At 71.1% G+C, this 20,841-nt stretch carries 21 protein-coding genes; 9 read left to right on the top strand and 12 right to left on the bottom strand.

Features of this window, described 5'->3' with window-relative positions; genetic code table 11:
• Position 1 precedes the first annotated feature (1 nt).
• The 3 genes from OHA11_RS01870 to OHA11_RS01860 are packed head-to-tail and all read left to right on the top strand — an operon-like array spanning position 2 to position 3,293.
• Positions 2-910: an alpha/beta fold hydrolase gene (locus OHA11_RS01870; RefSeq protein WP_266491314.1), complete on the top strand. Its 909-nt coding sequence runs from the start codon at positions 2-4 to the stop codon at positions 908-910.
• Positions 907-2,190: a glycosyltransferase gene (locus OHA11_RS01865; protein WP_266491312.1), complete on the top strand. Its 1,284-nt coding sequence runs from the start codon at positions 907-909 to the stop codon at positions 2,188-2,190. The genes OHA11_RS01870 and OHA11_RS01865 overlap by 4 nt, the downstream gene beginning before the upstream one ends.
• Positions 2,187-3,293, top strand: a complete 1,107-nt coding sequence (locus OHA11_RS01860; RefSeq protein WP_266491309.1) for a class I SAM-dependent methyltransferase — start codon at positions 2,187-2,189, stop codon at positions 3,291-3,293. Before OHA11_RS01865 ends, OHA11_RS01860 begins: the two co-directional genes overlap by 4 nt.
• Before the next feature lie 102 nt (positions 3,294-3,395).
• On the opposite strand, the gene OHA11_RS01855 is transcribed toward OHA11_RS01860, so the two are convergent.
• From OHA11_RS01855 to OHA11_RS01835, 5 genes are all read right to left on the bottom strand, one after another.
• Positions 3,396-3,905, bottom strand: coding sequence for a DinB family protein (locus OHA11_RS01855; protein WP_266491307.1), 510 nt, complete (start codon positions 3,903-3,905; stop codon positions 3,396-3,398).
• An 88-nt stretch (positions 3,906-3,993) separates the two neighbouring features.
• On the bottom strand, positions 3,994-4,377 hold the full coding sequence (locus OHA11_RS01850) for a Zn-ribbon domain-containing OB-fold protein (RefSeq protein WP_266506876.1): 384 nt from the start codon (positions 4,375-4,377) through the stop codon (positions 3,994-3,996).
• Positions 4,378-4,508: 131 nt separating this feature from the next.
• Complete coding sequence (locus OHA11_RS01845; protein WP_266506874.1) at positions 4,509-5,246, bottom strand: TetR family transcriptional regulator; 738 nt, start codon at positions 5,244-5,246, stop codon at positions 4,509-4,511.
• 189 nt (positions 5,247-5,435) lie between these two features.
• Entirely contained in the window at positions 5,436-5,825 is a 390-nt protein-coding gene (locus OHA11_RS01840) for a hypothetical protein (protein ID WP_266491305.1), read from the bottom strand.
• Between the two features lie 308 nt (positions 5,826-6,133).
• Complete coding sequence (locus OHA11_RS01835) at positions 6,134-7,057, bottom strand: MurR/RpiR family transcriptional regulator (protein ID WP_266491304.1); 924 nt, start codon at positions 7,055-7,057, stop codon at positions 6,134-6,136.
• A gap of 135 nt (positions 7,058-7,192) precedes the next feature.
• On the opposite strand from OHA11_RS01835, the gene OHA11_RS01830 reads away from it, so the two are divergent.
• Both OHA11_RS01830 and OHA11_RS01825 read left to right on the top strand, forming a co-directional pair.
• Positions 7,193-7,912 carry a ribonuclease H gene (locus OHA11_RS01830; protein WP_266491301.1) on the top strand — a complete coding sequence of 240 codons (720 nt, stop codon included), beginning with the start codon at positions 7,193-7,195 and terminating at the stop codon, positions 7,910-7,912.
• A gap of 110 nt (positions 7,913-8,022) precedes the next feature.
• Positions 8,023-8,217, top strand: a complete 195-nt coding sequence (locus OHA11_RS01825; RefSeq protein ID WP_266491299.1) for an antitoxin — start codon at positions 8,023-8,025, stop codon at positions 8,215-8,217.
• Positions 8,218-8,346: 129 nt separating this feature from the next.
• Here OHA11_RS01825 and OHA11_RS01820 read toward each other — a convergent pair whose 3' ends face one another.
• The 3 genes from OHA11_RS01820 to OHA11_RS01810 all read right to left on the bottom strand — a co-directional run bounded on the left by OHA11_RS01820 (position 8,347) and on the right by OHA11_RS01810 (position 12,080).
• Positions 8,347-9,723 (bottom strand): S9 family peptidase, encoded by a 1,377-nt coding sequence (locus OHA11_RS01820; protein ID WP_266491297.1) that lies wholly within the window; start codon positions 9,721-9,723, stop codon positions 8,347-8,349.
• A gap of 249 nt (positions 9,724-9,972) precedes the next feature.
• Positions 9,973-10,851 carry a dienelactone hydrolase family protein gene (locus tag OHA11_RS01815; protein ID WP_266491295.1) on the bottom strand — a complete coding sequence of 293 codons (879 nt, stop codon included), beginning with the start codon at positions 10,849-10,851 and terminating at the stop codon, positions 9,973-9,975.
• Positions 10,852-10,922: 71 nt separating this feature from the next.
• Positions 10,923-12,080, bottom strand: a complete 1,158-nt coding sequence (locus OHA11_RS01810) for a helix-turn-helix domain-containing protein (protein ID WP_266491292.1) — start codon at positions 12,078-12,080, stop codon at positions 10,923-10,925.
• Between the two features lie 500 nt (positions 12,081-12,580).
• Between OHA11_RS01810 and OHA11_RS01805 the strand changes: the two genes are divergently transcribed.
• Positions 12,581-13,657, top strand: a complete 1,077-nt coding sequence (locus OHA11_RS01805; protein ID WP_266491290.1) for an IS630 family transposase — start codon at positions 12,581-12,583, stop codon at positions 13,655-13,657.
• Positions 13,658-13,793: 136 nt separating this feature from the next.
• Positions 13,794-15,128, top strand: a complete 1,335-nt coding sequence (locus OHA11_RS01800; RefSeq protein ID WP_266491288.1) for a helix-turn-helix domain-containing protein — start codon at positions 13,794-13,796, stop codon at positions 15,126-15,128.
• A 116-nt stretch (positions 15,129-15,244) separates the two neighbouring features.
• On the opposite strand, the gene OHA11_RS01795 is transcribed toward OHA11_RS01800, so the two are convergent.
• The 3 genes from OHA11_RS01795 to OHA11_RS01785 all read right to left on the bottom strand — a co-directional run bounded on the left by OHA11_RS01795 (position 15,245) and on the right by OHA11_RS01785 (position 17,287).
• Positions 15,245-15,979, bottom strand: coding sequence for an ankyrin repeat domain-containing protein (locus OHA11_RS01795; RefSeq protein WP_266491287.1), 735 nt, complete (start codon positions 15,977-15,979; stop codon positions 15,245-15,247).
• A gap of 154 nt (positions 15,980-16,133) precedes the next feature.
• Complete coding sequence (locus OHA11_RS01790) at positions 16,134-16,790, bottom strand: DUF3105 domain-containing protein (protein WP_266491286.1); 657 nt, start codon at positions 16,788-16,790, stop codon at positions 16,134-16,136.
• Positions 16,791-16,879: 89 nt separating this feature from the next.
• Positions 16,880-17,287 (bottom strand): hypothetical protein, encoded by a 408-nt coding sequence (locus OHA11_RS01785; protein ID WP_266491285.1) that lies wholly within the window; start codon positions 17,285-17,287, stop codon positions 16,880-16,882.
• A gap of 116 nt (positions 17,288-17,403) precedes the next feature.
• On the opposite strand from OHA11_RS01785, the gene OHA11_RS01780 reads away from it, so the two are divergent.
• Together OHA11_RS01780 and OHA11_RS01775 are read left to right on the top strand one after the other, a co-directional pair.
• Positions 17,404-18,018: a TetR/AcrR family transcriptional regulator gene (locus OHA11_RS01780; protein WP_266491283.1), complete on the top strand. Its 615-nt coding sequence runs from the start codon at positions 17,404-17,406 to the stop codon at positions 18,016-18,018.
• Positions 18,015-19,403, top strand: a complete 1,389-nt coding sequence (locus OHA11_RS01775; protein WP_266491281.1) for an MFS transporter — start codon at positions 18,015-18,017, stop codon at positions 19,401-19,403. Before OHA11_RS01780 ends, OHA11_RS01775 begins: the two co-directional genes overlap by 4 nt.
• 49 nt (positions 19,404-19,452) lie before the next feature.
• Here the strand turns inward: OHA11_RS01775 and OHA11_RS01770 are convergent, their stop codons facing one another.
• Positions 19,453-20,709 (bottom strand): damage-control phosphatase ARMT1 family protein, encoded by a 1,257-nt coding sequence (locus OHA11_RS01770; RefSeq protein WP_266491280.1) that lies wholly within the window; start codon positions 20,707-20,709, stop codon positions 19,453-19,455.
• Positions 20,710-20,841: the final 132 nt, after the last annotated feature.

Raw genomic sequence — 20,841 nt, 5'->3', positions numbered from 1 at the left:
CATGGCAATAGTCGACACCGGCGACGTCCGGCTGCACGTCCAGCGGATGACCCCCAAGGTAGGGCGTCCCGTCACCGCGACCGCGGTTCTCGTCCACGGTCTGCTCACCGACAGCCTGGCCAGCTACTACTTCACCCTGGCACCCGTGTTCGCGGTGTCCGGCATCGACGTGATCATGTACGACCTGCGCGGCCACGGCCGCAGCGAGCGCCCGGAGAGCGGCTACCGCCTCGACGACCACCTCGACGACCTGGCGGCGCTGCTCGACCGACTGGAGGTGACAGGACCGGTCCATCTGGTCGGCAACTCCTTCGGCGGGTCCGTCGCCTTCGGCTACGCCGCCCGCCACCCGGAGCGGGCGGCAGGCGTCTCCTTGATCGAATCGGAGCCGGCGACCGCGGGATGGGCGGCGACCATGGACGGGGTGCTGCGGCAGGTGCTGACCGAGCTGGCGCACAACGAGGCCGCCGCGCTGGCCTGGATCACCGCCAACCGCAGCCAGAACACCGCCCGCCTGGCGAAGGGCGCGGCCCGCCTGGCCCGCGAGACCACCCTCGCTCGGGACATTCCGGTCAGCCAGGTGCTGACCGAGGACCAGATCCGGTCCGTACGCTGTCCGGTGCTCGCCGTCTACGGTGCCGAGTCGGCGCTCGTCGAGCGGGCACCGTGGCTGGAGTCGCTGTTGCCCGACTGCCGGACCGTCGTGGTGCCGGGGCACGAGCACTCCGTGCTCGTCGAGGCGCCGGGAACGGTCGGCGGCCACATCCTCTCCATGATCCAGGGGGAGACGGACGAGCGGGGCGCGGCTGAGCAGGGCGTGGGCGAGCAGGGCGTGGTCGAGCGGGGCGTGGTCGAACAGGGCGCGGCCGAGCGGGGCGTGGCCTCGCTCGTGAGGGCTGAGGCCCCGTGAGCCGCTTCCTGTTCGTCGTTCCGCCGCTGGTCGGCCACATCAACCCGACGGTGGGCGTGGCGGCGGAACTCACCGCGCGGGGACACCAAGTGGCCTGGGCGTGTGCCGATCCCGGACTCGTCCGGCGGCTCGCGGGGGAGGATGCGGTGGTGTTCCCGTGCGCGGGACCGGCCCTGACAGGGGAGGACGGAGTGCGGCCCCCGGAGCTCCGGGGGCCGGAGGCGCTGAAGTTCCTGTGGGAATGGTTCCTGGTGCCACTGGCCGAGGCGATGGCCCCCGGAGTACGGGTGGCCGTCCAGGAGTTCGGCCCCGATGCCGTCGTCGCCGATCAGCAGGCCTTCGCCGGAGGGCTGATCGCCGAGCGGCTGCGCGTGCCGTGGGCCACCTCGTCCACCACCTCGGCCGAATTCACCTTCGCCGACGCGCTGGCGGGTATGCCCAAGGTCGCGGACTGGCTCGACGCGCTGCTCCATGGACTGCGTGGCCGTATCGGTGACCCGTCGGGCACGGCCGATCCGCGGTTCTCCCCGCACCTGGTACTCGCGTTCAGCACACCGGAGTTGGTCGGCGCAGGTGCAGGCGCAGGTGCAGGTGCAGGTGCAGGCGCGGAGGCAGGGTCGGGGGCCGGGGCGGGTGACCGGATCCGCTGGGTCGGGCCCTCGATGGCGCCTCGGCCGGCCGCGGCCGACTTCCCCTGGAGCTGGCTCGACCCCGCCCGTGCCACGGTGCTCGTGACCCTCGGCACCGCCAACACCGATGTCGGGGCCCGCTTCCTCGCCGAGTGCCGCGATGCCCTCCGCGGCCGTGCGGACCGGGTGCAGGCGGTGATCGTCGACCCCGCGAACGTGCTCGGCGCGCATGCGGACCTGGACGACAAGGGCGACGAGGGCGACAGGGACGACAAGGACGTACTGATCCGTTCCTCCGTCCCCCAACTCCCGCTCCTCGAACGGGTCGACGCGGTCGTCTGCCACGCCGGGCACAACACCGTGTGCGAGGCGCTGTGGCACGGCGTCCCCCTCGTGGTGGCCCCCATCCGCGACGACCAGCCCGTCGTGGCCGGGCAGGTCACCGACGCGGGAGCGGGCATCCGTGTCAGGTTCGGGCGGGTCACCGCGCCCAAGCTGGGCGCGGCGATCGACGCCGTACTCCACGAACCCGGCTACCGCGCCGCCGCCGAGCGGATCCGTACCGCGTTCCGCAGCGCGGGTGGTGCCCCCGCGGCAGCCACTCACCTCGAAGAACTGGCCGCCGGCGCACCCTCCAAGGAGGCCCCATGAGCGACGAAGAGCACGCACCACAACAGACCGACGGCGAGCCGACGCCCAGTAGTCGCACCGAGCAGGTCGCCGCGCTGCGCCCCGGCTACCAGGCCGACCTGGCGCGTGGCCTGGACCGGTTCTTCGAACCCCCGCGCGCCGACTGCCCCTGGTGCGGCTCGGCACGGCTGAAGACGCGTCTGCGCACCACCGACGTGATTCAGCACAAGCCGGGCCACTTCGTCCTCGACCGCTGCCAGGACTGCCGGCACACCTTCCAAAACCCTCGACTGAGCGCCGAGGGGCTGGAGTTCTACTACCGCGACTTCTACGACGGCCTGGGGGAGAAGCAGCTCGGCAACACCTTCGGGGGCCGGACCGCGATGTACCGGCAGCGCGCGGAATCCCTGCTGCCGTTCGCCGCGACCCCCAAGAACTGGCTGGACGTCGGCACCGGCCATGGCCACTTCTGCGAGTCGGCACGGACTGTTTACCCCGCCACGACCTTCGACGGGCTCGACTTCACCGACGGCGCCGAACTCGCCGAGCGTGCCGGACGGGTGGAGCGGGGCTACCGCGGCAGCTTTCCCGACCTGGCCGGGGAACTCACCGGCGCGTACGACGTGGTGAGCATGTTCCACTACCTGGAGCACAGCACGGAGCCCAGTCGCGAACTGGAGGCCGCGCACCAGGTGATACGTCCCGGCGGCCATCTGCTCATCGAGGTCCCCGACCCCGACAGCCGATTCGCCCGCCTCCTCGGCCGCTGGTGGCTGCCCTGGCTCCAGCCGCAGCACCTGCACCTCGTTCCGGTCGAGAACATGCGGAGCAGACTGACCGAGCTCGGCTTCACAGTGGTGGCGGAACAGCATGCCGAGCCGCACGACCCGGTCGACCTCCTCGCCGGCGTCTGGCTGGCCCTCGACACGGCCACTCCACGCGAGGACCTGCCGTGGCTGCCGCACCCGCCGAACCGTTGGCAGCGGACGCTGCGCACGGCGCTGCTCATCGCCGGTGTGCCCGTCCTGATCCTGAGCACCCTGCTGGACCGGTTCGTGATCAAACCTCTGTCGCACCGGCTGGGTCTGTCGAACGCCTACCGGCTCCTGGCGCGCCGCGACTGACGCAGCCGACGCGACTGACGCAGCCGACGCGACTGAGGCAGCCGACGCGGCTGACGCGACGACCGAGCGGGTGGTGTCGGCGTGCCTACGGAACGGCCGTCCTCAACGGTTCTCCAGCATTCCCCGTACGAACGCGGCTTGGCCCACGTGCTGCAGGTCGTCGGAGAGGACGCTGATCAGGCGGACGCCCAGGGTGACGGGCGGGGACCAGTTCGCGTCGACGACCCGGTCCAGGTCGTCGGCGCGCAGGTCGCGCAGGGCGGCCAGCGTCTGCTCGTGGACGGCGTCGTGGTAGCCGAGCAGCAGGTCACCCGAGTCCACGTGGACCTTGGCGACCTTTTGCGGTGTGTGTCCGTAGCCCGTGTCCCGGTCGGGCAGGCCCAGGGCGAAGCGGTCCGGCCAGTCCTGTGACAGCCAGATCTGTTTCAGGCCGAAAGCGTCGGCGATGTGGTCGTCCTGGACGCGGGTGAGATGCCAGACCAGCCAGGTGATCGAGTTGGTCCGGTCGTCGACGCGGGCGTTGAGCTCGTCGGGGGAGAGGTCGTCGACGACGGCGTGCACCTCTTCCCGGATGCGACCGAACGCGTCGACCAGAACGTCCTTGGCGTGCATGGGCTCCTCCACGCTCTCCGCGGGTTCCTGTCCCTGCCCAGTGTCCCCCGCGGACCCGCCGCGCGCGTCGCGCCAGTGAGCGAGCCGGTCAGTGCCAGCCGGAGTAGGGCTCCTCGCAGAGCTTGAACACCGGTTCGCGGCGGACCGGGTCCGACGCCGTGGTGAGCTGGACGCGGTCGCCGGTACGGATCGCTATGAGCGGTCCCGAGACCCGGCCCCGGACGGTGAAACCCTCTGCCATCTCGACGAGCGACACATTGCGCGCGCCCGGAGTGTTGCGCTGGACGACGGTCGCGTGGCGGATGACGCCCAGGCCCGCGCTGCGTTGCGTCCGCAGGTCGCTGCCCGCGCAGACCGGGCAGAGCAGCCGGTGGAACATGGCGGTCCCGCACCAGCGGCAGCGCTGGTAGAGCAGCCCTTCCTCGGCCGAGCCGGTGGTCGTCGTCTCCGGGTCGAGTACGCCCGCCGTGATCCCGCTTCCTCGGTGGAACACGATGCCATCTCCCTGCGCTGGGCCGGAATCTGAAGAAGTGCGCGGAGCACCGCGCACGACCCCAGAATATGGCACGCAGTGTCACGCGTAAAGGCACTCAGTACCCTCAACTAGTCGAGATCTCGACCGAGGGCCGTCTCGACCTGCTGGACGACCCGCCACATCGGTACACCGCGCCTGGAGATGACGACGACCACGTCGTCCGCCGCCGACTCCTTCGCCGACTCGTCGGTCGGCTCTCGCGCCGGTTCGGCGCCCGGGTCCGAGTCCGGGCCGAAGGCCCGCTGGACGAGGGCGAGCGCGTGGTCCACCTCCGCGGTCGCGTCGCTCCGGCCGCCCGAGCGCAGCCAGGACCGCAGCCCGTTGTTGTGGGCGGCGACCACGGCCGCGGCGATCACGTCGGCCCGCAGCGTCCCGTCACGCCCCGTGAAGCGCCCGCGCAGATACGCGGCGAGCGCCTGCTCGTACTGCCAGACCACCGAGAGTTCGTACGTCCGCAGTCCTGGGACCTTCTTGGTGAGGCGGTAGCGCTGGACGGAGAACGTCGGGTTCTCGGCGTACATGCGCAGTACGACGCGCGCGGCGTCGCAGACCCGGGCCACCGGGTCGTCCGCGTCCCCGTCCTCGCCGTTGCCGTCGCCGTTGCCGTCGCCGCTGGCGAGGAAGTCGTTCATCTCCGCCAGGCAGCGCTCGTGGTCCGGGAAGACCACGTCCTCCTTGGACGGGAAGTAGCGGAAGAAGGACCGCCGTCCGACCCCCGCGAGGGCCACGACGTCGTCCACGGTGGTCTGCTCGTACCCGCGCTCCAGGAACAACTGGAACGCGGCCGCGACGAGCGAGTCCCGCATCGGCGGTTTCGGGGGCGTCGCGTCGGCCGCCTGGTCAGGGCGGAGTGCCTCGCTCATGGTGGGGAACCTAGCACCGGAGGAGGCGGAAATGGCACTCGGTGTGCTCCGGCCGGGGAACTGAGTGCCATCCCTGGCGGGGCCGGGTACGAGCCGGTTCGAGGCGCCGACGAGTAGGGACCGGGTCTCCTGTCAGTGGCCGTGCCGCGCGTTGTGGCTCTCCACCAGGGCCTGGGAGACGACGCGTACGCCTCGGGCGATGTGGTTCAACTGTGTGAGCTCGGCCGCGTACAGCTTGATCGCGTTCTCGATGACGGTCTCCGGCATCCCCAGGGCGGGCAGTTCGGCCCGGGCGCTGTGCAGCGCGGTGCGCACCACCCGGATCTCGTGCTGGAGCTGGATCTGCGCGTGACGGGCGAGCAGCACCGGCTGACGGATCAGCAGCGGATAGCTGGCGTAGCGGGCGGGCACCAGCTCTCGCAGCCACTTGGCCGCCGAGCGTTCCCAGTCCCGGTTGCCGGGCGTCTTGACCTGGCAGGGCCAATCCGTGCTGATGGGGGAGTACGTCAGGGACATGGACATCGCTTCCGAGGGTGGCCTGCGGGTGATTCGGGTCCTTCTTGGCGGCCCCGGCCCAGGGGATTGACCGGGGCCGCCACGGGCGTGCTCGAGCGGTGCCCGTTCCATGCGCCCGGGGCCGATGCGAGAAGGGAGCGCCGTTCCCGGGCCGACCGGAACCCCACCGGATCCCGATCAGCGAGAAGTATTCATATATACCGTCTGGTACGCAAGGGTATGTAAAAATTCATGTGAGGGTAGCCTGAATCACGGTATGCGGACACGGGTCACCGCATGCCGGATAGGCCCGTCCCTGAGGCCGGACTCCGAGGTCAGTCCTTGAGGAAGAAGGCGTGCTCGTCCGCGACCTGTTCGTAGTCCTCCAGGCGGGCCTGCGTACGTTCGGGATCGGCGTCGGTCATGGCCTGGAGCAGGGCGGCGGACAGTACGACGGGCGCCGCGTAGGAGTCGAAGACGAGGCGCGAACCGGTGCCGGTGGCGAAGACGACGTCGGCCTCGTCGGCCAGCGGCCCGAGCCCCAGATCGGTGACAAGTGCGACGCTCAGCCCGGCCCGCCGGGCGACCCGCATGGCCGTCAGCGTCTCGTGCGCGTGCCGGGGCATGGTGAAGGCCAGCACCCACGTGCCGCCCGCCTCGCGCGACTGGAGCAGGGCGTCGTACGCGACGCTGCCGCCCCGCGTGACCAGCCGGACATCGGGGTGGACACGGCGGGCGGCGTACGCGAAGTATTCGGCCAGCGAGCCGGAGATCCGCAGCCCGAGGATGGTGAGCGGGGTCGAACGTGACAGCGCGCGGCCGGTCTCGATGACCTGCTCCGGGTCCGCGAAGTCGCGGCGCAGGTTCTCCAGGTTGTCGATCTCGGCGTCGACGGCGGCCTGCAGTTCGTTCGGCCGGGCCTCTTCGGCCGCGTCGGGCGTGCTGGCGAGCTTGCTGAGCGCGATCGACTGCAGGCGCTCGCGCAGCGCGGGATAGCCGCTGAAGCCCACGGCCGTGGCGAAGCGGGTCACCGACGGCTGGCTCACCCCCACCCGCTCCGCGAGATCCGTGATCGACAGGAACGCGGCCTCGGTGATGTGCTCGATCAGGTACTGGGCGATGCGGCGCTGCCCGGGAGAGAGCCGGGGGCCGTCGAACAGGGCCCGCAGCCGTGTGGTGGGAGCGGCCTCCTCCTCCGGGACCGGTTTCCCCGAACTGATCGCAGACGCCTGCGCGCGGGCCTGCTGCGGCGATGGCACCGGTGCGCCTCCTTCGTGTCCCACTCGGGTTCAACATAGCTCACACATAGGAGGGCTCGGCGCTCACAGAAAGGAGGGCTCGGCGGTCAGTACCCGCCGTCCCGGAGGGATCCCGCAGCCTGGCATGATCGACCCATGGGTGAACGCGTAATCGCCGCATGCGACGGGGCATCGAAGGGAAACCCGGGTCCCGCCGGCTGGGCCTGGGTCATCGCCGACGGAACGGGCACTCCCACCGAGTGGGAGGCAGGCCCGCTGGGCACGGCGACCAACAACGTCGCCGAACTGACCGCGCTGGAGCGGCTGTTGACGGCCGTGGACCCGGATGTGCCGCTGGAGATCCGGATGGACTCCCAGTACGCCATGAAGGCCGTCACGACCTGGCTTCCGGGCTGGAAGCGCAAGGGCTGGAAGACGGCGGCGGGCAAGCCGGTGGCCAACCAGGAACTCGTCGTACGGATCGACGAACTGCTCGGCGGCCGCTCGGTCGAGTTCCGGTACGTGCCCGCGCACCAGGTGGACGGCGATCCGCTCAACGACTTCGCGGACCGGGCCGCCAGCCAGGCGGCCTTCGTCCAGGAACCGGCGGGGAGCGACCAGGGCTCTCCGGAGCCGCCGAAGTCGCCCGCGGCCAAGAAGACGGCCAAGAAGACGGCCAAGAGTGCGGCGGCGCCACGCAAGCGCGCCTCGTCCTCGTCCGCCGGGTCGTCGTCCTCGTCATCGTCCGCGTCCTCGCGCACGCTCAAGGCGAAGTTCCCCGGCCGCTGCCGCTGCGGCCGGGCGTACGCCGCGGGCGAGACCATCGCGAAGAACGCCGACGGCTGGGGCCACCCGGAGTGCCGCACCGAGGCTTAGGAAAGCGCTGGTTCCCGGCCCTTGACCGGTGGGTTTCCCGTCCGGATGCGGAATCCGCCACCTGCGGTGACCCTGGATGCGTGGGGGTGATCTGATCAGGAGGATGTCTCATGTCCGTTATGGACAAGATCAAGGGCATGCTGAAGGGCCACCCGGACCAGGCCAACAAGGGTGTCGACAAGACCGGAGACTTCGTCGACGAGAAGACCGAGGGCAAGTACAGCGGTCAGGTCGACAGCGGCCAGGACAAGCTCAAGGACCAGTTCGGTTCGAACCCGGACCAGGACCGGCCGCCGCAGTCCTGACTGGACACGGCGCTCGCATACCGGCGGCGAAGGGCCTGCCTCGCCGCCGCTACGGGCCGGTCCCCTGAGGGGACCGGCCCCGTGGTGTTCATGGCCCCAAGTGGTCGGTGCCCCGCCGGGCGGGACGCGTCAGGGCCGGTACGCGTCGCCCGGGTGGGCCAGGTCGTAGGGGCGCAGGTACTGGGTGGGGCGGTACGCGGTGTAGCGGGCCGGTGTCGTCGGATCGGCCTGCGCCGCCCGTGAGTTGAGGGCGTCGGCCCCCGTGTCGCCCCAGCGGCCCGTGTCGACCCGGTGGTCCAGCGTGTCCAGGGCGGCGACTTGTTCGGCGGGACTGAACGCGCAGTGGCCCGCGTTGTCGACGTATGCCTGGCGCAGCAGCGGGCGCGAACCGGCGGCTGTGGCGGCGCGCAGGTAGGCGCTCTCGGTCTGTACGGGGACGAGGGCGTCGCCGGTGGTGTGGAGGGTGAGCTGAGGCTTCGTCAGCCGTCCGGTGAAGGCACTGGTCCGGCTCATCCAGTCGACCGCGTTCTTGTCGGCCTTGACGCGCGGGGCGGTGTTGAGCGCCCTGAGATCGGTCTTCAGCGAGCGCCCGGCGGCCTTGTAGAGACCCTTGACCTCCCTGTAGGCCGAGGACTTGCGCAGCAGTTTCGTGTAGTCGACCCCCGTGTTCCAGGACGAGTTGCCGCCCGCCAGTGCCTCCGTGTCCTGGCGCCAGCTGAACGCCGCGGTCGCGAGGAGGCCCCGGACGGCCGTGTACTGGTTGGCCTGCTGGGCGTTCCAGTCGTCGGGCGCCGGGCGGGGCTGGGCGGGGTCGTTCCAGCCGGGGATGTTGTGCAGGGCCGCCGCGAGGGCGATACGCGCACGGCCGTCCGCGGTGTTCTGGGCCGCGGTGACGACACCGGACAGCGTGGCGGCGGCGGTCGTGGCGGCGGCCTGGTCCCGGAAGCCGGCCAGGGGGATCGAGGCGTCGGGCGCCAGGAGGGTCTTGAGGGCGAAGACCGGATCGAGCGTGTTGTTCCAGTTGGCGACCCCGCCGTGGACCAGCCCGCAGACGGACAGCGATCCGTCGATCCGGTCGCCGTGGTGCTCGGCGATCCTCGTGGTGACGAACCCGCCGTACGACTGCCCCCAGGCGAGGGTCCGCCGGGCCGCTCCGAACCGCTCGGTGAACGCGTCGAGCGTCGCCAACTGGTCCGGCACCGCGTGCTCCACCGCCCAGCCCGTGGTGGCGTACGAGGAACCGGCCAGCGCGTAGCCGTCCTTGAGGAGGAGCTCACGGGTGGCGGGGTCGGTGACGTTCTGGGCCGGGTTGGGCGCGCCGTTCGGCCGGAAGCCGTGGCTGAACAGGAGCACGGTGCCGTTCCAGTCGGCGGGGACGTCCATGACGTACGTCGCGCCGGAGGCGAGTGTGCCCTCGACGTGGACGTCCTCTGCGGTGGCGGCATGAGCCGGGGCCGCGGTCACCGTCAGCAGGACGGCGACCGAGAGGAGGAGTCGGCGATTCACGAGGGGATCCCTTCAGTGGTGGAGGGCGGGGCGGCGTAACTGGGGGTATTCCTGCGGCAGTTGGCGCGGCATGAGCACAACGGGCTCCCTGTGACGGGGCGGGCACTGTGAAGCTAGGCATGATTGCATCGGTGGTCAATAATCTGCGCAACATAACTTCGGGGGGCGGGTGGGCCGCGCGTCCTCGGTCCCGGGCATGGCAAGCCGCGCGGTCCGTGTACGGACCGCGCGGCCATCTCCCCTCGGGGCCTATCCCGTGGGGCAGGTGTTCCGGTACTCGCTGATCTGCGTGTTGGGCACGGGCGCCGGGCAGAGGAACTGCTCGTACCGCACGTCCTCGTCGACGAACCGCTTCAGCCAGGCGATGCTGTACTTCGCGATCGTCGCGTTGGAGCTGAGCGCCACGTTGTGGTCGGCGCCCCGGAGCTCCACGTACGCCTTCTCCGGCGCGGCGGTGAGGCTGTTGTAGAACACCTCCGCGTGCGAGGCCGGTGAGGCGATGACGTCGTTCTCGGCACCGATGATCATCGTGGGAACCCGGTCGGTCTGCCAGGTCTTGTCGTTGCTCCACGGCATCAGCGGTACGGCCGCCTTGAGCGAGGGGCGCGACTCGGACGCCTTGAGCGAGCCGCCCCCGCCCATCGAATGACCCATCACGGCAAGGCGGTTGGGGTCGATACGGGTCCGTACGGAGCTGGACTGGACGAGGTGGTCGAGCGCGTTGAGCATCTGGGTGGCGCGGTCGTCGGGCTGGTCGAAGCCCGAGTTGGTCTCCAGGGTCAGGACGACGAAGCCCTGGGAGGCGAGGCGGGGGCCGTACCAGCTGATCAGTGCCTCCGGGGTCACGAAGCCGGGGCTGACGACCACGGCTCCGAACGTGCCCTGGCTGGTGTCGGTGGGGTAGTAGGCGGTGCCCTGTTTGAAGGTCGGGCCGTCGACCGTGGTCTGCGCCGTGGCGAACGGGCCACGCTCGGCGGTGATGGACTGTTCGGTGGGGTCGGGGCCCCGTTGGAAGTCTCCCGGCCCGGCCTGGGCCTCCTGGGGAAGGAGGCTCGCGCCCACCGCAAGAACGGCGGCGCCGGAGAGGAGGCCGAGGCGTTTCGCTGTGCGGGTGCTGGCATGTCTCATGCGGCCAGAGCATGCTGAACAATAGTCAGTACCGCTTCTCGCTCAACTGCTGAACTCCGTACGGAAGTTTGTCAGGGCAGCAAGGAGCGGCGCATCGACCTGCTGCGCAGTGCGAGCTGCGCGTCGAACCGGAAGGCCGGGTCGTCGAGCCTGTCGCCGTACAGGGCGGCGAGCTGCCGCAGCCGGTTGCGGGCGGTCTGCGGATGGATGCCCAGCGTGGCGGCGACCTCCGGAGCCGTCCGTCCGCCGGAGGTGAGCAGCGCGTCGAGAGTGTCCGTGAGCCGCTCGGCCTTGCCCGGTGGCAGGGCGCGCAACGGCTCAAGTACCTGGTCGGTCAGGAGAGTTCCGATCGGCGAGCCGTGCAGGAGATGCAGTTCGCAGAGATGGTCCTCGGCCCTGAGTCGCCCGAGGCGCCGCCCCAGCCGGGCGCAGTGCAGCGAGACCCACGCCTCGTTCAGCAGCACGCTCGGACCCACCGCGACTCCGGACCCGTCCAGGAGGTCGGCCAACTGCCTGTCGTCGGACGCCACCAGATGCAGCTCACCGCCCCGGCTCACCCGCAGTACGTCCTCGTCGACCGCGGTCAGGTCGGCGGAGGCGGGCAGCACCGCGCACCGCACCCGTTCCGGCAGCGGCCAGGCGGCCCTGCGGGCGAGGTCGGGGAGCGGTTCCGCGAGCGGATCCGGGTGGCGCTCCAGCAGCCGCGCGGCGAGCAGCCGCCGGGTACGCAGCACCTCGTCGGCCGCCCCGGCCCGCGCCTCCTCGAAGCCCGCCACCGACTCCTCGGCCATCGCGTGGATGTGCGTGAGCACGGCCTCGCTCAGCGGGACGGCGATCTCACCGGAGAACGCCGCCTCCCGGGCGACGTCCATGTAGCGGCGGCACGCCACCCGGGCGCCGATCCGGTACGCGGCCTGCAGACCGTCCATACCGCGCCCGTTCAGATACTCCAGTCTGCCCAGCCGCTTGAAACGCGGCACATAGTGCTGCTGCGGCGCGTCCGGCTCCTCCACCAGCTCGGTGAACTGCGTCGCGGCCAGCCGGACCGCCTCGGCGAGGTCGTGGGCGACGGCGGAGCCGATCGGCTGCCGGTAGCCGCGCACCTCTCTGCGTATGGCCTGCACCATCTCCGTGGTGAGCTCCGGAATCCGGGCCCGGAGCAGCGGGGCGAGCGCCGGAGGCAGATCGTGCCACGGGCGCCTGGATAAGAGCGGATCGACAGCTGACACGTCCAACTCCCTTGATAGGCCCAGTAGTCGAACTCCCTCCCCCAGCCTTCGGCCGGGAGGTGCCCCCAGCTCTGCGAGGCCAGGCGCACGCTCGCGCCCGGCACGCCGAGAGCACGCTGCTGCGAACTCTCCGCCTCGCTCGACCAGGGGGACCCCCATGACGCCGAAGGGCCCGCCCTCCGGGCGGACGACGGGAGTTGGCGACAGGGCCTAGGTCCTGTCGCCAACTCCCGTCTGCCTCGCGACGCCATGCACGCTCCCCCACTGCCTTAAGGGCGTGGGAGGTGCCCCCACTCGCCGCACCGGGCGTAGCCCCAAGTACGTCCAGTACGAGGGTCTACGCCCGGCGCACCGAGAGCACGCACCTGACGCCGCGAGGCCGCCCTTCGGGCGACGACGGGAATTTGACGACAGGACCTAGTGTCCTGCGCCAGTAGTTGATCGTTAGTAGTTGTGTGACTACTACTGCTGGTGCGTCAGTTCCTCGTCGGGGTCCCAAATTGGAGCCGTTGCTGCTGTCCGGGGAGGAGCGGGCGGAGTTGGAGCGGTGGACACGTCGGGCGACATCGGCCCAGGCCCTGGCGCTGCGGGCTCGGATTGTCCTGGCGTGTGCGGGGCCGGAAGTACCGCCGATTGTCGCGGTCGCCCGGGAGTTGCGGGTGGCCGCGGACACGGTCCGCAAGTGGCGGCGCCGGTTTCTCGCCGAGCGGCTGGACGGTCTGGTCGACGAGCCCAGGCCGGGCCGGCCGCCCACCATCGGCGTCGACCAGGTGGAAGCGGTAGTGGTCACCACGCTGGAACAGCTGCCGAAGAACGCCACCCACTGGTCCAGGAAATCGATGGCCCAGCACAGCGGCCTGTCGAAGTCGACCGTGGGCCGGATCTGGCGCCAGTTCCAGCTCAAGCCGCATCTCGCGGACACCTTCAAGCTGTCGACAGACCCGCTGTTCGTGGAGAAGGTCTACGACGTCGTGGGCCTGTACTTCAACCCGCCCGAGGGTGCGGTGGTGCTCTCGGTGGACGAGAAGTCGCAGATCCAGGCCCTGGACCGGTCCCAGCCGGTGCTGCCGATAATGCCGGGCATGCCCGAGCGGCGCACCCACGACTACGTCCGCAACGGCCTGACCACTCTGTTCGCCGCCTTCGATGTCGCCACCGGCGAGGTCATCACGGCCCTGCACCGCCGGCACCGGGCCGTGGAGTTCAAGAAGTTCCTCATCCGGATCGACAAGGAGGTGCCCGCTCACCTGCAGATCCACTTGATCGTGGACAACTACGGCACCCACAAGACCCCGGCGATCAAGACATGGCTGGCCAAGCACCCGCGGTTCGAGCTGCACTTCACCCCTACCGGCTCTTCCTGGATCAACCAGGTCGAGCGGTGGTTCGGCTACCTCGCCCACCAAATGATCCGCCGCGGCGCACACAAGAACGTCCAGGCCCTCGAAGCCGACATCCGCGCCTGGGTCAAAGACTGGAACCAAGACCCCAAGCCGTTCATCTGGACCAAGACCGCCGAAGAGATCCTCGACTCCCTCGCCCGCTTCTGCCGACGGATCTCTGGCGCAGGACACTAGCACGGAACAGTGAGTCGTCGTGGACGGGAGTGTAAGCCGGGTGACACTTTCGCCGCCGGTCCCCGCGCGGAATCTGACGTACGTCACAGGCGTCCCGGAAACTTGCCCAGCCCCACGGGAATCCACGGGAGGCACCTTGACCCCCACGCATGAACGGGCCGCGCGCACGCACACGCACGAACGGGCCGCGCGCTCGAAGGCCCCGTACCCACAGGACGCCGCGCCGCTCCCGGGCGAGTTGTGCCGGATGCTGCTGCGGCACATGCCTGCCGCCATCGACGAGATGGAGGAAGCCGTCCGCACCGGCCTGCCGCACTACACGCACATCGTCGACGGCACGTACGGCTACTCGGTGCGCCAGATCATCGACCGCACGGTCAACTGCTTCGTCTCGCTCCACGACACCGGCCGGCCCGGCCCGGCCGCCACCGCCGAGATCATCGCCCTGTACGAACGCATCGGCGCGCGGCACGGCCGCCTGGGCTGCCCCCTCGACGCGCTGCGGGACGCCCTCGACCTGGCGGGGCGGGTGGCGTGCCGCCGGCTCATCAAGGACGCGTACCGCCTCCACTGGCCCGCGCCCCTGCTCGCGACGCTCACCGAGGACACGTTCACCCTGATCGGGACGGCCATCGCGGCCGCGACACGCGGCTACGCCGAGGAGAGCCACCGTGCCCCGCTCGACGTACAGCGCGACCGGCTGCGGGACGCCCTGGTCGCCGAGCCCGACGAGCGGGCCCGGCCGCTCGCCGAGCTGGCGGCGGCGGCCGACTGGCGGCTGCCCGGCAAGCTCGCCGTCCTCGCCCTGCCACCGGGCGACCACCCGCAGACACACGTCCTGCCGCCCGAGGTACTCGCCGACCGCAGCCCCGCCGGGCCCTACCTCATCCTGCCCAACCCCCGGACCCCCGGCCCGCGTTGGCTGCCGAAGACCAAGGGTGCGGTCCTCGGTCCTGTGGTGCCCGCCGACCGGGGCACGGTGTCGCTGCGATGGGCGCGGCGCGGCCTGGACCTCGTCGAGCGCGGGGCGCTGCCCGCCGGCACACCGCTGCGCTGCGTCGACCACGTGGCCGTCCTCACCGCCTTCCGGTCGGGCGACCTCCTCGAAGCCGCCGCGGCCGAACTCCTCGGGCCGCTCCTCGAACTCCCGTCCCGCCGCCGCGAACCGCTCCTCGAAACCCTGCTGGTGTATCTCCGCTGCGGCGACAACGCCGTCCTCACGGCGGACCGCCTGCACGTCCACGAACAGACGGTCCGCTACCGCCTCCGCCAGATCACCCAGCTCACCGACGGCACCTGCCCGAACCCCGAACGCCACCTGGAGACCATGCTCGTACTGACCCGGCTGCTGTCCCCCGGCACCGGGGACGACGGCGCGGTCAGATGGCGGGCCAGGGCGATCGAGGCGAGTGGCGGACCTGGCGCGCACACGCCTGGCGCGCACACGCCGAGCAGGCCGAAGCAGGCGTAGGGGGATGGGGGCGGCGTAAGCGCAGGCGCGGGCCTGGGCACCGAGCGACGCGAGGGTCCCGTACCGCCGCCGTCCGTTCGGCGAGCGGCCGGTCGTCCTTCCGGTGTCCCGAACGGTCAGGGCAGTTCGGCGCGGCCCTTCGCGCCCCGCTCCCGCAGCCACTGGACCACCCCGTCCGCGTCGGCCGACCGTGCGATGTCGAGGGGGGTCTTCTTGTCGTAGCCGATCCAGTCGAGATCGGCGCCCCGCGCCAACAGGTAGTCAGCGGCGGCCAGTTGGCCGCCGTGGCAGGCGCCCCAGAAGGCACGGGTGACGGCGTCGCGGTCCGGCGGTTCGGGGCCCTCGACGACCTCCTTCACCCGGTCCAGCAGACCGAGTGTCGCGGCGTCCTGAAGCGTCGTACGAGCGCCCAGTTCGACCAGCCGGTACGCCGCCCGCCACTGGCCGAAGCCGCGCGCGTCGGCGAGCGGGGTGCCGCCGCCGATCACCGCACCCATGGCCTCGATGTCGGCGCCCGCCTCGACGAGGGCGTCGAGCACGGGCACGTCGTTGCTGCTGGCCGCCCAGTGCAGCGGGGTCTCGGAATGGGCGCCCTCGAAGCGGGCGTTGGGGTCGGCGCCCGCCGCCACGAGGGTGGCGACGACCGCGGGACCGTTGGGGAAGTGGCCGGGCCAGTCCGCGACGATGTGCAGCAGGCCGCGCGTCCCCGCTCCCGCGCCGCGCCGCACGATCCGCGTGTCGGCCAGGCCGGGATGTTCGGCGAGGCACTGCAGGAGCCCCGGCAGGTCACCGCCGCGGATCGCCTCGGTCACCGCGACGGCGAGGGGATCCTGCGAGTCGAGCGTCTCCATCTCACGCCTCCTGCTCGGGACGTCCTGTCGGGGGCGTCCCGCTAGGGGTCGGAACCATGCGCGTGAGGTGAGCCTGCCAGAGATGGGCGGTGCGATGGGGCGCGATGGGGCGCGGTGTGGCGCCGGGCTCACGAATGAGCCCGGCGCCACACGGTCAGGACGCGTCGATCCCGTTCGTGCACGCGGCCCCCGGCTCCGGGGTCTGCGCGCCCTGCACGTACTTCGTGAGGAACTGCTGGACCCGCGGATCGGACGCCTTGTCCACGGTCAGCTGCTTGCCCCAGGCCGACAGCATGATGGCCCCGGCCTGGTCCTTCACCGGGCTCATCAGCGTGTACGGAGTCTTGGTGACCTTGTCGGCGAGAGCCTTCACGTCGGCGTCCGCCGCCTTGTCGTTGTACGTCACCCAGACCGCGCCGTGCTCCAGCGAGTGCACCGCGTTCTCGTTCGCTATCGCCTTCGTGTAGACCGAGCCGTCACAGGTCATCCACGCCTGGTTGTGGTCGCCGCCGACCGGCGGGTTCATCGGGTACGACACGGCCTTCGCGACATGGTTCTGCGTCAGCTTCTTCGCGTTCCAGGACTTCTCGCCCTTCACGGGCTTCTTCGCGGCCGCCTGCTGCTGCTCGTCCTTGTCGTTCGCCTTGTTCAGGCCGTAGGCGCCGAAGGCGACCAGCCCGGCGACGATGGCCGCACTGATCGAGATCGTGAGGATGCGGTTTCTGCGCTCGCGGGCCTTCTCGGCGCGCCGCATCTCCTCGACGCGTGCCTTGCGCGCGGTGGCGGCCGACTTCTTGCTGGTCTTGCTCATGGGAACGCGTTCCTTGTCCCCGCCGCGTCGGCTTCTTCGGGCGGCGGTGGGTGAGGGGTCGGACGGACGTCGTGGGTACGGACGCCGGTCTAGATCCGCTGCACCTGGAGGACATGGAGATCGGGAGCGCCCCGCGCGGGCGGCAGGACGGGGACGTGCGACATCCCGACAGGTCGCGCCACGACCGGCATACGCGGCAGAACCGCGGGCAGGGGATGCGCTCCCACGGGCAGTACGGCTCGCGACTCCCGGGTGGGCAGGCCGCAGCACTGGTCGTGCTCGGCGGGGGAGCCCAGCCGCTCCTCGGCGACGGAGACGGTGACCAGGGGATGGGTGACCGTCTCCGGATCGGCGGCCGAAGCCGCCCCGCCGTGCGACGGCATGTATCCGAGACACATCACCAACACCGTGAGCAGCACGGCGAGGGACGCGAGAGCAGGGCACAGCACCGTGTCCCGCGTGACGCGGTGCGGTCGCTGTGGTGTCCGGCTGCTCATCACGGAGATGGTATGCGGTGCCCGCGACAGCGTTTCGAGGACCCCGCTGATGAGTGGGGGAGGCGCCCCCACCTCCCCGGTAGACACTGTCTACTCGCGGCTGGTAGACAGTGTCTATGAGCGAACGGGAAGCGGGACTTCGCGCCCGTCTGGTGGCCGTGGGTGTGGATCTGGTGACCCAGGAAGGGGCGCAGGCCCTGTCTCTGCGGGAGATCGCCCGCAGGGCGGGTGTCTCGCACGGCGCCCCGCGTCGCTACTTCCCGACCCACCTGGAGCTGCTCTCCGCGATCGCGCGAGAGGGTTTCGCCGAACTGGGGGCCGAGGTCGCCGAGCAACTGCGGGACGGCAAGGAACCGGGCAGCGACAACGAGCCGAGCGGCGGTGAGGAGAACCCGCGTGCCCAACTCGCCGCGCTGGCCCGGATCTACGTCGACTTCGCGCTGTCCCACCGCGGGATGTACGAGCTGATGTTCCGTCACGATCTGCTGGAGAGCAACAGCCTTGGCCTGCGCGAGACCAGTCTGCCGCTGTTCAACTCCCTTGTGGACCTGGTGAGTCGCGTACGCCCCGACGTCCGGGCACCCGACGTCGCGGGCGCTCTCTGGGCGAACCTGCACGGCATCGCCCAACTGTGGGGCTGGGGCAGCCTCCAGCTCGCCACAGGGGCCGACGGCGTCGAACCCCTCGTACGAGCCGCCCTGGACGCCCACCTCGGGCCGGAGTCGCGGTGAACCCGACGAGCCACCAGCGCCTCGCGCTCACCGCCGGCATCACCGGGGCCGCGCTGGTCGCCCTCGACGGGACCGTGCTGACCGTCGCGCAGCCCAGCCTGCAACGCGACCTCGATGCCTCGTTCGTCCAGGTCCAGTGGACCAGTACCGGCTATCTCATCGCCGTCGCGAGCCTGCTCGTCTTCGCCGGACGCCTCGGCGACCGCTACGGCCACCGGCGGATCTTCGCCCTGGGGGTCCTGGGCTTCGCCGTCACCTCGGCGGCGATCGGCCTGGCACCGGGCGTGGGCTGGGTCATCGGCCTGCGCGTCGGCCAGGGGGTTTTCGGCGCCCTGCTGCAACCGGCGACGCTGGGAATGCTGCGCGCCGCCTATCCGTCCGACCGCCTCGGTATGCCGATAGCCCTGCGTACGAGTGCCATCGGGGCCGCCGCCGCGCTCGGCCCGCTGCTCGGCGGGGCGTTGGTCGCTCACTTCGGCTGGCGGTCGGTCTTCTTCCTGAGCGTGGTCCCGGCGCTCGGGGCGGGCGTGCTCGCGCTGGTGGCGCGGGCACCGGCGGTGACCTCGGACGTCCACCTCGACCTGCCCGGCGCGGGTCTCCTGGGCGTGACACTGGTGTGTCTGGTCCACACCCTCGTCGGTCTGCCGGAAACCGGCTGGACGGCCGCGACCGCGCTCGGACTCCTCTGCACGGCGGCCGCGGGTGTCGCCTTCGTCCGCCATGAGCGGCGTACGGCAGAGCCATTGGTGCCACCCGACGTGTTCCGCTCGACCACGGTCACTTCGGCACTCGGTGTGCTGCTCACCGTGTCGGCGGTGCTGTGCGGCGCGCTGTTCCTCGGCACCTACTACCTCCAGGAGGTGCTCGGCCTGGACCCCCTTCGCAGCAGCCTGCACGCGCTGCCGCTCGCGGCGGCCATGGTGATCGGCGCACCGGTCTCGGCCGTGCTGCTCCGCCGTTACGGCCCGCGCCGAACGACTGTGGCGGGCATGGCACTTGTGGCCCTGGCCACCCTGCTGATGTCCCGCCTCGACGAGACATCGGGCTCCGTGGCGATCGGCGGCTGCTTCCTGCTGCTGGGCGCCGGCTTCGTCCCGGTGATGGTCACGGCGACGGCGGTCGTCGTACGGGAGGCGTCCGTACGGTCGGCGGGAGTCTCCGGCGGACTCCAGCAGACCGCGATGAACGTCGGCCCGACCCTCGGGGTGGCCGTGGCCACGACGCTCGCACCGGCCGGCGTCTTCGCGCGAGGAACCGCGCTGGCCGTCCTCGCCGCCGTCGCCGCGCTCGGCGCCCTCCTGGGCACCAGACTGCCCGTCTCGGCGGGGGACAGGCGCCCGGATCCCGAGGGCCTGGGCGCCAGGAGCACAGGGAGTCACCCGTAGAACGGCCCGGCGTACGGCTGGAAAGGGCTGCCCGCCGCAACCGGAACGCTCAAGGCCCGAACTGGATCAGGGCGTGCGTCCCGCTCGTGCGCCAGGCCTCCTCGCCCGCGTCCAGCTCCTTCAGCGTCCGGGGCGCGAGTCCGGTCACGACGTCCGACTTGAGCGTCCGCAGCGCCGCCACCGGGCCCGGGAAGTACGCCGTGGCCTCGGCGAACGGTGTCGTGGCCGGCCAGTGGCGGTCGCCCACCAGACGGCGGTAGTTGAGGTCGCCCTTCATGACGGTGAGCGCGGCGGACGCGAAGTCCTCCCGGAGGTCGGCCGGCATCCGCTCATAGGGATGCGGTGCGCAGGAGAACGGGTGGGTGCGCAGGATGAGGCTGCCGTCGCGGACCGCCTGCCGCAGCCGCTCGCCGATCTCCGCCGCGTGTCCGGACGCCCCGCTCATCCGGTCGAGGCAGGCGAGAGCGTCGGTGGTGGTGGCGTCGGAGACGTAGTACGGGTACGGCTTGAGATGCAGTACGACGGTGGCCGCCCGCCGCGTGGCCAGGAGGTGGTCGACGAGGACGAGATCGGGAAGCAGCTCGGGACCGGCGTTGTCGGCGACCAGACAGACCTTTCCGGGCTCGCCGGCTTCGAGGGTCTCCAGGATCGCGGGGGAGTCGTCGACGACGAGGCCCGTCACCCGCTCGCCCAACCCCTCGGCGCCCGCGGACAGTTGGAAGCCGAGATCGGCCCGGTTGCCCCAGAGGGAGGAGAGCAGCAGGGTGCGGTCCTGTTCGTCCGCCGGGAGTCCGGGCAGGCGGTCGAGCGCGGCCAGTTCGTCGTCGACCTTGGAGCTCGTGAGTTCGGCGTTCTTGAAGGGGGCGAAGGGGTCGATGCCCTGCCAGGGGCCCGGCGTGAAGTGGCGCAGGGCGGCGAGGAGCCTGCGGTAGAAGAAACTCTCCGCCCACAGGAACGGCACGTCCGGCCAGCGCTGCCCGTAGTAGGGCTCGTCCCGCCACCGCTCGGAGCCGGGCTCGTCCTCGTCGAGCGGCTCGATGACCCCCTCGCTGATCTCCTCCAGGAGGGCGTCCAGCGCGCGCTGCTGCTCGGGCGGATACGGAGTGGCCCGCCGTACGCGCTCGATGAGGGCCGGGTGCCGCTCGTCCAGCACGCTCCGCGCGAAGGAGCCGGGGGTGCCGACGATGACGGGGGCACGGTCTTCGGCGGAAGCGGAAGCGAGAGCCGAAGCGGCGGCGCCGGCGGGAGTGGTGGCGGCGTCGGCGTCGGTGGGGGCTCGGCCGGGGCTGTGACTGGGGCGCGTCATTCCCCCAGTAAACCGTCCCCCGGTAGTCCTTCCCCCAGCAAACCGTCCGCGCTTCCCGGGGGCCGGGAGTCGGGACGGCCCGTCAGCGGAAAGCGACCGCTGCCGGGCCGCTGCCTGGCCTCAGTGGCTAGG

The sequence above is a fragment of the Streptomyces sp. NBC_00878 genome (assembly GCF_026341515.1).
Taxonomy (GTDB): domain Bacteria; phylum Actinomycetota; class Actinomycetes; order Streptomycetales; family Streptomycetaceae; genus Streptomyces.
Note: the sequence above shows the minus strand (reverse complement) of the source record. Positions and strands in the feature narration are given on the sequence as shown.

Coding starts and splice junctions, on each gene's coding strand:
- OHA11_RS01870 (WP_266491314.1), top strand. CDS start 2: ATGGCAATAGTCGACACCGGCGACGTCCGGCTGCACGTCCAGCGGATG.
- OHA11_RS01860 (WP_266491309.1), top strand. CDS start 2,187: ATGAGCGACGAAGAGCACGCACCACAACAGACCGACGGCGAGCCGACG.
- OHA11_RS01855 (WP_266491307.1), bottom strand. CDS start 3,905: ATGCACGCCAAGGACGTTCTGGTCGACGCGTTCGGTCGCATCCGGGAA.
- OHA11_RS01845 (WP_266506874.1), bottom strand. CDS start 5,246: ATGCGGGACTCGCTCGTCGCGGCCGCGTTCCAGTTGTTCCTGGAGCGC.
- OHA11_RS01840 (WP_266491305.1), bottom strand. CDS start 5,825: ATGTCCATGTCCCTGACGTACTCCCCCATCAGCACGGATTGGCCCTGC.
- OHA11_RS01830 (WP_266491301.1), top strand. CDS start 7,193: ATGGGTGAACGCGTAATCGCCGCATGCGACGGGGCATCGAAGGGAAAC.
- OHA11_RS01825 (WP_266491299.1), top strand. CDS start 8,023: ATGTCCGTTATGGACAAGATCAAGGGCATGCTGAAGGGCCACCCGGAC.
- OHA11_RS01815 (WP_266491295.1), bottom strand. CDS start 10,851: ATGAGACATGCCAGCACCCGCACAGCGAAACGCCTCGGCCTCCTCTCC.
- OHA11_RS01795 (WP_266491287.1), bottom strand. CDS start 15,979: ATGGAGACGCTCGACTCGCAGGATCCCCTCGCCGTCGCGGTGACCGAG.
- OHA11_RS01790 (WP_266491286.1), bottom strand. CDS start 16,790: ATGAGCAAGACCAGCAAGAAGTCGGCCGCCACCGCGCGCAAGGCACGC.
- OHA11_RS01785 (WP_266491285.1), bottom strand. CDS start 17,287: ATGAGCAGCCGGACACCACAGCGACCGCACCGCGTCACGCGGGACACG.
- OHA11_RS01780 (WP_266491283.1), top strand. CDS start 17,404: ATGAGCGAACGGGAAGCGGGACTTCGCGCCCGTCTGGTGGCCGTGGGT.
- OHA11_RS01770 (WP_266491280.1), bottom strand. CDS start 20,709: ATGACGCGCCCCAGTCACAGCCCCGGCCGAGCCCCCACCGACGCCGAC.